This window comes from Maribacter aquimaris, from assembly GCF_014596745.1.
In the GTDB taxonomy this organism is placed as follows: Bacteria; Bacteroidota; Bacteroidia; order Flavobacteriales; family Flavobacteriaceae; genus Maribacter_A; species Maribacter_A aquimaris.
The window spans coordinates 91,825-106,166 of sequence record NZ_JABTCF010000003.1; the positions used below are offsets into that span (position 1 = coordinate 91,825).

Genomic DNA, 14,342 nt, shown 5'->3' on the forward strand with positions numbered 1-14,342 from the left:
CAAATAATCCTCAAAAGAATAAAAAAAGGTAGTGACATGAAATCACTACCTTTTGAATGTAAGATCTATTAAATATTAGCTAAAAGTCCAGCTCAAGTTTATTGCATGCAAATCAGGTCCCTAATTTACCTCTTGCGCATCATTGATAACACGATCGATAAAATCGGTATGTATACGCAATAGCATGGCTAAATTATACAACACACCTACTTCACGGTCATCTATATGTCCATCTGCGTAGGATATAATCGATAGATCCCTTAGAATATTCAGCTTTTGCATCACTGACAAGACAATATCCAGATCTTGTGTCAATTGTTGTACCTCATTGATCATTTCCTGTTCCGTGAGTCCCTTAATGGTCATCATGCAATTGGCAAAAACCTTGGGGGAAACAATACTACTCAATGCCTGTATCTCTGCCTCGTCAACCACGCCGTCTGCCTTTGAGATCAAATAGCCCCCCAAAAACATTAAACGCTGTATTTTTTCGGAATGTTCGCTAGTATCTTCCAGATTTTCCGGCTCCATCAACGACATAATACGTTTGATTTCAACCTCCATGGCTTCTTCGGTAATTTCCCCGGTGATAGTTTTATTAAAAGCCGCATAGGTTTCACTTCTATTGAAAAGCTCTAAGGCCTTGATGCGTAATGGACTAAATGGATGGCTACTATACCAGTCGGAAGGATCGTGATTGGAATCGTTCAATACTTCCTCCAAATCCACAAATTGTTCTATGTAGGCATTCAGTTGAAAATCCAAGGAATCAGTGGTCACTCCCGAAGATAATTTAAAGAACGTACGCCCTACCGCTTCAAAATTTTGACAACATAACAATCCTGCCCTATCCGCACTGATCTCGGCATTTCTGTTCCAAGCATATAATTTCATGGCATGGATCGGTGCCAAGCAGGTTTCTCCTTCATCTAAAATTTGTCGTACAGGATAATCAAAATGTTCAAAAAGTACGTGTCCGATTTCATGGCCGACTACAAAAGTCAATTCTTCCTTAGAAAAACGTTCTAAAATACCGGAAGATAAAATAATATATAATTTATTCTCGTCCGGGGGATAACAAGACGCATTGAAGATATCGTTTTGGTAGACAAAAAACTCAATATCGGCCTTAAGCTTTAAGGTGTTTTTACAATGCTCCCCTATTTCATGAAGCATTGGAGCCAAGGTTTTTGTCAATCTTAAACTTGATTTCAACAAATGTTTTCTAGACTTGAACTTGCCATTGTTTTCATTTACCTTTTTTAAGGTATCCTGTATTAATTCGTCTTTTTGGAATTCAAGAACATAATCCCTATCACCATCATAAACCAAAAGATTTAAATCTATATTGGTCCTGTTATCGGTGTAGATCCCTGGCACATTCTCGGCTACCACTTTATGGTTCATCGCATTGATTTCTTCAATACGTTTGGTGTATTCAGTGGCTAATTCCGTTGTTATATTCTGGAATACAATACTTGCTTCCTCAATTTTATCGTAATTACCGGATGCTTGGGCATCGTTTAGATCTTTTAACATCTTATCCTGTGCAGCTTTTAGAGCTTCTTGATGTTCCTTTTCCAAGTCTGATATTGTTTGTGATGTGTATGACATAATGTATTAAGCTTGAACGGTTATTTTTGAATTGGAAATTTTCATGAGATTCCCTTTTAAGTCGAAAATCCCTAGAATCCGATCATCACCTTTTTTAGCGACAATGTTGTTGCCAGGAAGTTCAACTTCATATCCTTTGGCCTTTAGGTAAAAGAACAGCGTGTACTTGTGTGGGAATGTATAATTTGCCGCTACATTGGTAAAATGTGAGCAGATCAATGCTGGTGCTGTCCGTGCTTTACTATCCGCCTCTTTTGAGGTAACCGTTACATAAACGACCAAACCTTTGAACGTTAACGGCACATAGCAACTTTCCTTTAACATGGCAGAAGCTATGGTCGAGAAATATGCTCCAGGGTCGGCATCCATTTCTTTCTTAGGAGTCAACAAATCCTCTATCTGATATGCCTCTCCAATGGATTTCATGGCCCGAGCCGTTTGTAAAAACTTTTCTGGAATACCACTTTGAGTATTCGCCCATGACCATAACCAGCTTTTCTCATTTATGGAATAAGATCCAATAATCTGTATGTCGAAAACCTTATCTTCCCCATAGGTCAATTTGCCTTCAAGCATATCGCAACTCCAGCCTAAACCTTCCACCATTTCGCTAAAGATCTCCTGTTTTTCCATAGAGATCAAAAAGGATTGGTTATACAATTCTTGAATGTCCATTTTGGCTGCTTCCTGGGATGCTGCAGTTTCCTCTTTTTTATCTTCCGATTCTGAAGTTGGGGTTTCTGTTGCCCCTTCCGCAAAATCCTCTAATTTTTCTTCCAATAAGGCGGTAATCCGGGCTGTCCTATCCGCTATCTTATCGGCATTTATGACTGGACTATGGTCGATTTTCAAGACTCCATCCTCAAAGGTAATGGCACGCTGCAAATTGTGTTCGTTGTTTTCATTTACGATAATTACTTTCTTTAATCCAGCCTTTAAAAGTCCAGCCCCCATTTCGTCCGAACAAATGACTTTAAAAGCTTCTATCAAGGGTAGAAAATATATTTTTGGATACGTATCATTATATAAATGGGAAAAACGATTTTCCATTAACGTATCCCATGAAATATCCAAAGGCACGGCGTATCCTGCTGCTTCATTGATCTTTGTTTCCAATGCAGGAAATAAATCGTTTTGAAATGCTTTGATTATTCTCTTTTCTTTTAGTCCCATACTATTATTTTTTTGTGTTTGTTTATTCTTTAAATTGATTCTTTCTGTTTAAACTATATCAAGTAGTTTTTCTTCCAATATTTTAGATAGTGGTTTCGGCAAGGCTTTATCCACGGCTATGGATATCGTCAAGGTCGTTTCCTCAATTTGTAGCTGTAGTCTATCCGCTTGTTTTACGACAATGGTCTCAATCCCTTGCCAAGCTTCCTTTCCCAACCCATCCTTTGTTATTTGTCTTTTTGCTATGATCAAGGCTTTACATACATCTTGAAGGTTTAGCCTGTTGTTAAGCGTATCAAGAGGGATAGTATCTATTTTAAGCTCCTTAATTTGATTCCCCAATTGAACTTTTTCAGTATTCAACCATCGTTTAAGTTGTAAAACAGAAAGGTTTTCATCACTCGTTGGCATTGGTCTACTAATGTTCCCCTTAGACAATTCCACCAACATCTTTTTAGGTTGCTTAACCGTAATAAACGTTATGGCATGTGCCTGAAAAAAAGATATTTGCTCATCTTGCGAAAGCATACAAACCATTTTACGATGGTTGTCTTCTTGTTTTACATCTATAATCACACCTTCCAGATAGGCGCCGTTATTCAATGAAATCGCTACTAAAACATCTTCCCCATTCTTAAAAACGGATTGAATGATATCCTCGGGCGTTTGGGCCAAAAACGCTTTATAATACGCTGTTTTTTCCATGATATTCTGGTGTTATGAATGCGCTATTGATTGCTTCTGACTTCCTGGTTATCTTGTGTGGTAAGAAAATAGGATTTACCCTAGCTAGAATTATACGTAAAGGCTTCCATATCTAATATGCCGATATATACAAGGCCTTATCTTTTGCGTCCCATTCAAAACTTATGATAACCTTTGGATTTTCCACAAGCCCTATTTCTACCCAAAATAAATCAGGGTTCATGTTGGCCGTATTAAAGTTCCTTTTAAAAGTCAGGATTTCATATTCGTTTTCATGATGTATCTTCAGATACTCCTTAAGATCCTTTTTGGCCTCATCCTGGGAAACCCCACAGCCAACGAGCGACAAAAAGAATCCGATTAAAACGATATGGATGGCAGATCTATACAAATCAATGGCAATTACCTGTTAACTATTCGATTATCTGCGTTTTTATAAATTGTTCTCCAACAGATCAATTAGGGTTTTTGTCCTGTCCTCCACTTTATCGGCATTAATTATGGGACTGTGGTCCACAGTTAAAATACCGTCGGCAAAAGAATATGCGTTTTTGGGGTTGTGATGGTCTTTGGTGTTTGTGATATGTATTGCCTTTAAACTTTCTGCCAAAGCTTCTTTACCCATATCATCTGAAGCAATAGATTTAAAAGCCTCAATAAGTGGTAAAAAGTAAATTTTCGGATATGAGTCGTTATAAAGATGTGAAAAACGATTTTCAAATAAAGTGTCCCATTCAATATTGAATGCCACATCAAAACCTGCAGCTTCGATTATTTGGACTTTTAATTGTGGAAATTGTTCTTCTTGAAAAGTTTTGGTAAATCGGTTTTCTTTTAATCCCATGATCTTTTATTTTAAGGGTTATTTGTTTATTTGCCTCAAAACTAAGATTTGAAAAGGGCTGTTTTAAAACCGTTTTATATTTGCCGTTATTTGTTTTGTATTTGCGCCTATAAGCTTTTCAAAAGCTGTTTTAGATACGATTTCTTACGAGTGGCTACGGGTATTTTCTCGTTGTTCGTTAAGCAGACGGTATTATTGGTGTTAATGGTCTTTATATATTTCATATTTACCAAATGGGATTGATGTACCCTAACAAAGGTATGTTCACTTAAAATGTTCTCGTAGTATTTAAGATTACGGGCGCTCATTATTTTTCTGTCCGCGGTATGGAAAATCGTATAACTACCATCGGACTGGCAGCGTATGATTTCCTTTATCTCAAGGAAATACTGTGCATCCGCCGTTTTGATCAATAACGTTTTTTGAATTTCCTTCTCATTGATTTCACTAACCTTATCCAAGGCATTTTTATAGACTTGCTCTTTTTTAAAGACCTCCTTAAAGCGGTCTATACATGCTGTCAATTCATCCGAATCTATAGGTTTGAGCAGATAATCTATGGTGTCGAACTTTATGGCTTTAATAGCGAACTCATCGTAGGCAGTGGTGAAAATCAACTTAAAGGATATACTGTCCAAAGCCTCTAAAATTTGAAATGCATTTCCTCCAATAAGATCAATATCCAAAAAAATAAGATCAGGTGTTTGCTTTTTCAAAAAAGCTATGGCTTCAACAACATTATCGATTTTAGCAATAACCTCAATATCCTTTTGGGTGTATCCAATAAGCTTATCCAATGTATTCATTGCATTGTACTCATCTTCTATAATAACCGCTTTTATCATTGGATTTTTAATTTAAAAAACACTTTTGTGCCAGTAGGTTTGTTATTTTCATCAAAGAGATCTTCTATAATAAAGGATTTTTCCTCTCCCCTTTTTCTCATTTTCAAACGTTCCCTAAAAATAGATGTTGCGTGCAGTTCCTCCGTTATTTTTTCCTGCTTTGCCTTTACGGATCTCCCTACCCCATTATCCGAAATCATAAATAGCAATCCTTGAGCATCTTTTTCTATTTTAAGAAGAATCCTACCGCCTTCCTTTTTTTCTTTTAGGCCATATTCTATAGCATTCTCAACAAAGGGTTGCAGTAGCATTGGAGGTACCTTTATTTTGGAAACATCTATGGTCTCCCCAATTTCAATGGAATAGGCAAAGGCATTATTAAATCGTAATTGTTGCGTTTCTATATAATTGGAGATCATTGAAATCTCTTTATCCAACGTAATGGATTCTTTTCTTACATAATCGAAATTTTGTCTCATCAGTTTAGAGAATTTCGAAATATGATTTGATGCCCTTATCGGGTTTCCTTCTAAGGTGATATTCTGGATGGCGGCAAGTGTATTGAATATGAAATGTGGGTTCATTTGGGCACGCAGTAAACTTTGTTCTAATTTCGAAGCCTTATTGGCAGCCCGTAATTTGGTGTTATATATATAAAACACCATTAAAATGGATAACAGTACAAATAACATAACGGTACTGATAAAAAGCCAATGATTCCTGGAATTGATTTCTTTTTGGTGGTTTATCTCCGTTTGTTTTTGTTTCACTTCATAATTGACATTGGCAAAATTTAAAAGTCTGTCTTTTTCTAAACTATTTACATGCATTTGTAAACTATCCCTGACTATCTGGTGATTCAAAGCCTTTATGTAATCCCCGAACATAATAGCTATAGATACCAGTTTATCCCTTATTTCAATTTCTTCTTTTGCGTTTTTATTGGACTTATAGATATCCAATGCCTTGTTGTAATTCACTTCTGCTGAATCATTTTTGGCCATCAATAAAAATAAATTGCCCAAGCCTTTATATGGCGCACCGTTTATGGCCTTTATATTTTTGTTTAAGGCAACAGCACCTCTTAAAAATTTTTCCGCACTCTCGAAATCCCCTGCTTCAATATAAGTGTATCCTATATTATTAAGGACCGCTACCAATGTTTTGGGATTTCCCTTGGATTGACTTAGTGACATGGCCTCCGAATAACTTGCCAAGGCCTTATTATATTCTTTGAGTTTCAAATAAACGCTGGCAATATTGCTTTTTATGGCAATAATCGAGGTCGTGTCGGTTCCTTTGGCATATAAACTATCCGTTGCTTTAATGTAAGACAATGCCTTATCATAATCCTTTAATTTGAAATGTAGTTTAAATAGCTGGTTGTAGGCTTTTCCCTCAATTCGGGCATCACCTATCAGTTGGGCCAAATGCAATGCTTTTAAAGCATAAACTTGGGAGGTCTCAAAATCCCCCATATGAAGTGATGCCCCACTTAGTGTAATTAAACAACGACCTTCATTGTATTTATCATTCAATTCAACAAACAATTCATAACCCTTCAAGTGGGTGTTAAGGGCTTCCTGGTACTTGTCATATAAGTATAGAGCCTCTCCCTTATTAAACAATACCATGGCCCGTTCCAAAGTGGTTAAGTGTTTATTGTTTTGTAATAAACTATCCAACGCCAAAAGTGCCTGTTCCGGTTGTGTTTGGGATAGACTATCCAGTTCAGCCAATCTTCTTTCTATATTTGGTTGAATGGTATCTTGTCTTGAACAAGTAAAAAAGAATAGTGTAAAAGAAATGGCAATACATAATTGCCAAAGGCCTTTGAGGGTTGAAATCATGAAAGCTAAACTCAACATTATTAAAAAGTTGCTAAATTAAGGAACCCCCAATATCAGTAAAGGAATTTGATGTTATTTTTTTAAATATTCAATACCACCCATATGAATTTGAAAACCGTTTAAGGAATTCATTTCGCCAAATCCCAACATAAAGGATCAAGACATATCTTGAAGCTTAGCCCTGAATAATGGTTCTATTGGAATTTCGCGGTAACCTGAACAAAAATTCAATAATAGAAAATAGTTTCTGAAATAGTTTTGCAAACGCCTTTAATCAAAAAAAATCCTTTTAGCGATCATAGTACGTTGGCCTATCCAAAACAAACCCAGGCTTTCAGTTGATCGAATAATCCAATTGTACCACACAAAATCCCAAAAATCCCCAATACGCGAAAACCCTTTTGATTATAGCAACTACAAAAGCTATTTATCAACCTGTAAAGTATATGTGAAAAAGGGATTTATGCACACACATAAGACTCCATGCCATGATTGGGACCTTGTTGAACGTCGTAATTTGCAATACTAATAATTTCCTTGAAAGTCTACTTTTGATAGCTTTGTAGCCTTAGAAGAAATAGCATTATGAGTTCAAAAAAGACACTATTTGATAAAGTATGGGATTCCCATGTGGTAGAACATATTGAAAATGGTCCGGATGTATTGTTCATTGACCGTCACCTAGTCCATGAAGTCACGAGTCCCGTGGCATTTTTAGGATTAAAAAACAGGGGCATCAAAGTTTTGCATCCAGAAAAAACGTTTGCCACTGCGGATCACAATACCCCTACCATCAACCAACATTTACCTGTTGAAGACCCACTTTCCGCCAATCAGTTGAAGGCCTTGGAAGAAAATTCGGCAGCCTACGGTATCTCCTATTGGGGATTGGGCCATGAGAAAAACGGGATTGTACACGTAGTAGGTCCTGAATACGGCATTACACAACCTGGGGCCACAATCGTATGTGGAGACTCCCATACTTCCACGCATGGTGCTTTCGGTGCCATTGCATTTGGTATAGGTACTTCCGAGGTTGAAATGGTTTTGGCCACACAATGTATTATGCAGACTAAGCCCAAGAGTATGCGTATCAATGTAGAGGGATCATTAAACAGGGGTGTAACCCCTAAGGATGTTGCCTTGTATATTATTTCACAGTTAACCACCTCAGGTGCCACAGGTTATTTTGTGGAATATGCGGGACAGGTTTTTCGTGATATGACGATGGAAGGTCGAATGACCGTTTGTAACCTCAGTATTGAAATGGGGGCCCGTGGCGGTATGATCGCTCCGGATGATAAAACCTTTGAATATGTAAAAGGACGTGAATTCTCTCCTAAAGGTGCTGCCTTGGATAAGGCTATGGCCTATTGGGAAACCTTGTACACCGACGAAGGTTCACAATTCGATAAGGAAATCACTTTTGATGCTTCGAACATTGAGCCTATGATTACTTTCGGAACCAATCCGGGAATGGGTATCGGAATTTCAAATGATATTCCTAATGCGAATGCTGTTGAAGGTGGAGCCGCAACCTACCAAAAATCACTTCAATATATGAATTTCAATGAAGGCGAAAGTATGATGGGCAAACCCATCGATTTTGTTTTCCTTGGAAGTTGTACCAATGGAAGGATTGAGGATTTCAGGGCCTTTACATCCATAGTTAAAGGAAGGAAAAAAGCAGCTAATGTAACGGCATGGTTGGTTCCTGGATCGCATCAAGTGGAAGCAGCGATAAAGAAAGAAGGCCTACTCGATATTCTAAATGAAGCTGGTTTTGAATTGCGTGAACCAGGTTGTTCTGCCTGTTTGGCCATGAACGATGATAAGGTTCCTGCCGGTAAATATGCGGTAAGTACATCGAACCGGAATTTTGAAGGCCGTCAGGGTCCCGGATCAAGAACACTATTGGCAAGTCCGTTAGTAGCCGCTGCCGCTGCCGTAACAGGTAAGGTAACCGATCCTAGGGAGTTGATGGAAGCAGTTTAAGGCTAAGCGCAAAACGCTATTCGCTATTCGCCAATTATAATTGAAATGAGGGATTATCGTAAATATGATGTGTGGAAATTAGGACATGAAATAACATTGAATATTTATAGTATTACAAAAGCTTTCCCTAAGGATGAAGAATTTGGAATTACAAGTCAAATGAGAAGAGCATCTTTTTCAATTCCCTCTAACATTGCAGAAGGTTGTGGTAGGGCGTCAGATGCAGAGTTTAAACGTTTTTTAATTATTTCAAGAGGATCAGCAGCAGAGTTAGAATATTTTATGTTTCTAGCTAAGGATTTAAAATATATAGATGATGTATCATACACCACTTTATATGATAAAGTAAATAAAGTTAAACGAAGTATAAGTAATTTAATTCAAAAGATATAGTAGTTATAATCAGCGCATCGCGATTTGCGTAATGCGTAAAGCAAAATAAAAATGGCATACGATAAATTCAATATAGTAACATCTTCAGCGGTACCGCTTCCCATTGAGAATGTAGACACCGATCAAATAATTCCAGCCCGTTTTTTAAAGGCTACCGAACGAAAAGGTTTTGGTGACAACCTATTTAGGGACTGGCGTTATAACCCAGACAATACCCCTAAAAAGGATTTTGTGCTCAACAATCCCATCTACGGTGGTAAGATTTTGGTTGGTGGCAAAAACTTCGGTTCGGGTTCTTCCCGGGAACATGCCGCATGGGCCGTTTATGATTGCGGCTTCCGTTGTGTGGTTTCAAGTTTCTTTGCGGATATCTTTAGAAACAACTGTTTGAATATCGGGGTATTACCCGTTCAGGTGACTCCAGAATTCTTGCATAAGATCTTTACGGCCATTGAGGCAGACCCCAAAACTGAATTGGAAATAAACCTTCCTGACCAATCCATCACCATACTTGCGACAGGTGAAAAGGAAAGTTTTGAGATCAATCACTATAAAAAAGCGAATATGCTGAACGGTTTCGATGATATCGATTTCTTATTGAACATTAAGGAGAAGATAAGCGAATACGCTCAAGATACCCCTTTATAAACGTAATAATAATCGACAAGTTCCCTATAAATGAGCAAACGGCGGATTGAAATAATGGACACCACACTTCGTGATGGGGAACAGACATCTGGGGTGTCCTTTTCGGTATCCGAAAAACTGACTTTGGCCAAATTACTCCTAGAGGAGCTGAAAGTCGATCGCATTGAAATTGCATCGGCCCGTGTATCTGATGGTGAGTTGAAAGCCGTTCAGGAAATCACAAGCTGGGCAGCGGAAAAAGAATATCTTGATAAGGTCGAAATATTGACTTTTGTAGATGGTGGTATTTCTTTGGAATGGATGGAAAAAGCTGGTGCCCGTGTTCAAAACCTATTGACAAAGGGTTCTTTGAACCACCTTACCCATCAGCTTAAAAAAACACCGGAGGAACATTTTGGTGATATTTCAAATATTCTCGAACAAGCACAAAAACGCGGTATAAAAACCAACGTGTACTTGGAAGATTGGAGTAACGGTATGCGAAATTCCAAAGAGTACGTATTTCAATACCTTGATTTTTTGACCCAACAACCTGTTGAACGTATTCTGCTTCCTGATACATTGGGGGTATTGACCCATACGGAAACCTCTGAATATATTTCTGAAATCGTACAACGTTATCCTGATTCCCATTTTGATTTTCACGGACATAATGACTACGATCTTGGGGTTTCGAATGTGATGGAGGCCATAAAAGCCGGTTGCCATGGCATACATCTGACCGTAAACGGGATGGGTGAACGTGCCGGAAATGCCCCTATGGCCAGTGTTGTAGCGGTAATTCACGATTTTCTGACTGAAATAGAGATTACGGTCAATGAATCTTCTTTATATAAAGTGAGTAAATTGGTTTCTGCTTTTACCGGCTTCGGTATTCCTGCGAACAAACCCATTGTTGGTGATAATGTATTTACCCAAACTGCAGGCATCCATGCGGATGGTGATAGTAAGAAAAATCTATATTTCAATGACCTTCTACCCGAAAGGTTCGGACGAAAACGCAAATACGCTTTAGGCAAAACATCAGGTAAGGCGAATATCCAAAAGAATTTACAGGAGTTGGGCCTTACGCTGAATGATGATGAACTTAAAAAGGTTACGCAACGGATCATCGACTTAGGTGATAAAAAAGAGCGGGTAACCAAAGATGATCTTCCATATATCATTTCCGATGTTTTGAACAGTGGAGATCATCAACAAAAGGTATTTATTAAATCCTACGTTCTTACCCACTCCAAGGGACTAAAACCATCAACAACGGTTGCTGTGGAGATAGATGGGGAACTGCATGAAGCCAATGCCCATGGTGACGGACAATATGACGCCTTTATGAATGCCTTGCGCAAGATTTATAAAGTAAAGAAACGGGATTTCCCCAAACTAACGGATTATGCGGTACGTATACCTCCCGGCAGTAATTCCGATGCCCTTTGTGAAACTGTCATCTCTTGGGATAATAATGGTACGGAATTCATAACCCGTGGTCTGGATTCCGATCAAACCGTATCGGCCATTAAGGCGACCGAAAAAATGTTGAATATTATTTAAGTACATAACACATTTGGCTATTCGCCATGCGCTTATCACAAAGCGCTAAAAATGAGAAAACGAAAAAAAATTTACTAATCAAAATCGCGCGAAGCTTACTGCGGATAGCGTGAAGTGCAAAGCAAAAAAATGAAATTAAACATAGCCCTTTTAGCAGGAGACGGAATTGGTCCTGAAGTAATAGATCAAGCCGTAAAAGTGTCCAATGCAATAGCCCAAAAATTCAATCACGAAATCAATTGGAAACCAGCCCTTACCGGGGCGGCAGCCATTGAGGCCGTTGGTGAGCCTTATCCTGATGAAACCCATGAGATATGTGCAAATGCCGATGCCGTATTATTCGGTGCCATAGGTCATCCTAGATTCGATAACGATCCCTCCGCAAAAGTACGACCGGAACAAGGTTTGTTGAAGATGAGACAAAAATTGGGATTGTTCGCAAACGTTCGTCCTACGTTCACCTTTCCTTCCCTTATCGATAAATCCCCATTGAAAAGGGAACGTATCGAAGGAACCGATTTGATTATACTAAGGGAATTGACCGGAGGTATCTACTTTGGGGAGCGCGGAAGAAAGGATAACGGAGACACGGCTTTTGACACCATGACCTACCAACGTTTTGAAATACAACGCTTGGCGAAAAAAGGTTTTGAGATGGCCATGAAACGTTCCAAAAAATTGTGTTGCGTTGATAAAGCCAATGTATTGGAATCTTCCCGTTTATGGAGGGAAACCGTACAGGCGATGGAAAAGGACTATCCTGAAGTTGAAGTGACTTATGAATTCGTTGATGCGGTTGCCATGCGTTTGGTTCAATGGCCCAGTGCCTATGACGTGATGATCACGGCAAACCTATTTGGTGATATTTTAACCGATGAAGCCTCTGTGATCGCAGGTTCTATGGGATTAATGCCTTCTTCCTCTGTGGGAAGCAAAGTGTCATTATACGAGCCCATCCACGGTTCTTATCCGCAAGCTGCCGGCAAGGATATTGCAAATCCATTGGCTACGGTATTATCGGCTGCCATGCTTTTTGAGGATATGGAGTTGACCGATGAAGCCCAAGCCATCCGTGATGTTGTCAACAAATCATTGGCCGAAGGCATCGTTACCGAAGACCTTTCCGAAGGTGGTAAAGCCTATAAGACCAGTGAAGTTGGTGATTGGTTGGCTGCCAATTTATAAATTAAGTACAATTGCATCCCAAAAAATAGAGAAGCCCAATGTAATCACATTGGGCTTCTTTTTAATAAAGGAAACCAACTCCCCTTTTCATATACGTTTTAAAACCTGTTAATGGCCATTTTTCTATATTTAACGGCCTTATAGCGTCTAAAGAAAATTATCCCCAAAGCCATTAGCACCCCTAGACCGGCCAAAACAGCCCCTACTACACCGGCATAGACCACTCCATAGCCTAGGGCGATTGGAAGACCCGCGAAGTACGCCCCAGAAGCGTTCCCCATATTAAATGCACTCTGATTTAAGGATGACCCTAGCATTTCATTCCCTTTTGATGTATTGATTATTGCCATTTGTATAGGCGTCGCTACCGTAAAGGAAGCCATTCCTATTAAAAACGTCATCACCAAAACCACATACGGGTTAAAAGCGAACACAGAATTGAACAGTAATAAAACAACCATGATACTTAGGCTAATACTTACAGCCTTAAGGGGAGAAAACCACTCCGCCATTTTAGCCCCAAGAAAATTGCCGACGACCATGCCTAATCCGGCCAATATCATCGCATGTCCAACCATATATTCGGGCCAACCGGCAACGTCGGTTATGAACGGGGCAATATAGCTATACCAGGCAAAGAATCCACCGGTACCAATAGTTGTCAAAGCGATCAAGGCCCAAAGTTCTCCGTTTTTGATCACTTTATCATGATCAATGGAGGGTTCCTTTGGTTCGGATACCAATTTGGGCATCCATAGAAACACACTACACACGGCCAATAACCCGACAAGACCTACCATATAAAATGACATGCTCCAATCATATTCATGGCCTATATAGGTTCCAATAGGTACACCGATTACATTCGCAAGGGTTAAACCAGAAAACATAACCGCAATGGCCTGGGCAGATTTACCGGTTTTGGCCAATTTACCAGCAACTACCGCCCCTATTCCGAAGAAAGCACCATGGGGTAATCCTGATAAAAACCGAAAGAACAACAAAGTGGTGTAATTTTCCGAAAAACCGGATAAGGTATTACTCAATGTGAACCACCCCATTAAAAGGAGTAAAATCTTTCGGGAATCCATCTTGGCAGCGAAAGACGTCAAAAGTGGTGCTCCGACCACTACCCCCAACGCATAAGCCGCGATAAAATGTCCAGCTTCTGAAATACTAATATCCAGACCCTTCGCCACATCAGGTAAAATACCCATAATCACGAATTCTGTCAATCCAATACCAAAACCACCTATAGCAAGGGCGATCAAGGCTTTTTTATTTGTTAAATTCTTTTCCATAATTCTATTTTTTATGCTTCAACATCCAATATCGGGAACACTACCCTTACCTAATTCGAATTATTAAAGATGACAATGCAAAATTACCTTTGAAAATCTACCGATTGCTATACACGCTTATCCAATTTTTATGGAATTTTACCCCAGTATTTTGTGTTTTATAATTGGCACATTGGTCCCATGGGTTTGCCTTTATCCTGTTTAAAACATGGGAAAACCCTACCTTTATCAATTACATAAC

General features: G+C 38.9%; 13 protein-coding genes. 5 read left to right on the forward strand and 8 right to left on the reverse strand.

Features of this window, described 5'->3' with window-relative positions; all coding sequences use genetic code 11:
- Window positions 1-120 precede the first annotated feature (120 nt).
- The 7 genes from HPE56_RS06455 to HPE56_RS06485 form a co-directional block, all read right to left on the reverse strand.
- Window positions 121-1,614, reverse strand: a complete 1,494-nt coding sequence (locus tag HPE56_RS06455; RefSeq protein ID WP_188242957.1) for a M48 family metallopeptidase — start codon at window positions 1,612-1,614, stop codon at window positions 121-123.
- Between the two features lie 6 nt (window positions 1,615-1,620).
- Window positions 1,621-2,787, reverse strand: coding sequence for a DUF6882 domain-containing protein (locus HPE56_RS06460; protein ID WP_188242958.1), 1,167 nt, complete (start codon window positions 2,785-2,787; stop codon window positions 1,621-1,623).
- Window positions 2,788-2,835: 48 nt separating this feature from the next.
- The gene (locus HPE56_RS06465; RefSeq protein WP_188242959.1) at window positions 2,836-3,492 is read right to left on the reverse strand and encodes a hypothetical protein; all 657 of its coding nucleotides are present in this window, start codon (window positions 3,490-3,492) and stop codon (window positions 2,836-2,838) included.
- A gap of 112 nt (window positions 3,493-3,604) precedes the next feature.
- Window positions 3,605-3,883: a hypothetical protein gene (locus tag HPE56_RS06470; RefSeq protein ID WP_188242960.1), complete on the reverse strand. Its 279-nt coding sequence runs from the start codon at window positions 3,881-3,883 to the stop codon at window positions 3,605-3,607.
- Window positions 3,884-3,925: 42 nt separating this feature from the next.
- On the reverse strand, window positions 3,926-4,336 hold the full coding sequence (locus tag HPE56_RS06475; RefSeq protein WP_188242961.1) for a hypothetical protein: 411 nt from the start codon (window positions 4,334-4,336) through the stop codon (window positions 3,926-3,928).
- A 107-nt stretch (window positions 4,337-4,443) separates the two neighbouring features.
- Window positions 4,444-5,181 (reverse strand): LytR/AlgR family response regulator transcription factor, encoded by a 738-nt coding sequence (locus tag HPE56_RS06480; RefSeq protein WP_188242962.1) that lies wholly within the window; start codon window positions 5,179-5,181, stop codon window positions 4,444-4,446.
- Window positions 5,178-7,031 carry a tetratricopeptide repeat protein gene (locus HPE56_RS06485; RefSeq protein ID WP_188242963.1) on the reverse strand — a complete coding sequence of 618 codons (1,854 nt, stop codon included), beginning with the start codon at window positions 7,029-7,031 and terminating at the stop codon, window positions 5,178-5,180. The genes HPE56_RS06480 and HPE56_RS06485 overlap by 4 nt, the downstream gene beginning before the upstream one ends.
- Window positions 7,032-7,616: 585 nt before the next feature.
- On the opposite strand from HPE56_RS06485, the gene leuC reads away from it, so the two are divergent.
- From leuC to leuB, 5 genes are all read left to right on the forward strand, one after another.
- Window positions 7,617-9,026, forward strand: a complete 1,410-nt coding sequence (gene leuC / locus HPE56_RS06490; protein ID WP_188242964.1) for a 3-isopropylmalate dehydratase large subunit — start codon at window positions 7,617-7,619, stop codon at window positions 9,024-9,026.
- A gap of 45 nt (window positions 9,027-9,071) precedes the next feature.
- On the forward strand, window positions 9,072-9,419 hold the full coding sequence (locus tag HPE56_RS06495; protein WP_188242965.1) for a four helix bundle protein: 348 nt from the start codon (window positions 9,072-9,074) through the stop codon (window positions 9,417-9,419).
- A 51-nt stretch (window positions 9,420-9,470) separates the two neighbouring features.
- Window positions 9,471-10,067, forward strand: coding sequence for a 3-isopropylmalate dehydratase small subunit (leuD, locus tag HPE56_RS06500; RefSeq protein WP_188242966.1), 597 nt, complete (start codon window positions 9,471-9,473; stop codon window positions 10,065-10,067).
- 30 nt (window positions 10,068-10,097) lie between these two features.
- Window positions 10,098-11,615: an alpha-isopropylmalate synthase regulatory domain-containing protein gene (locus HPE56_RS06505; RefSeq protein WP_188242967.1), complete on the forward strand. Its 1,518-nt coding sequence runs from the start codon at window positions 10,098-10,100 to the stop codon at window positions 11,613-11,615.
- 129 nt (window positions 11,616-11,744) lie between these two features.
- Window positions 11,745-12,800 carry a 3-isopropylmalate dehydrogenase gene (leuB, locus tag HPE56_RS06510; protein ID WP_188242968.1) on the forward strand — a complete coding sequence of 352 codons (1,056 nt, stop codon included), beginning with the start codon at window positions 11,745-11,747 and terminating at the stop codon, window positions 12,798-12,800.
- 98 nt (window positions 12,801-12,898) lie between these two features.
- Here the strand turns inward: leuB and HPE56_RS06515 are convergent, their stop codons facing one another.
- Window positions 12,899-14,101 (reverse strand): MFS transporter, encoded by a 1,203-nt coding sequence (locus HPE56_RS06515; protein WP_188242969.1) that lies wholly within the window; start codon window positions 14,099-14,101, stop codon window positions 12,899-12,901.
- Window positions 14,102-14,342 lie beyond the last annotated feature (241 nt).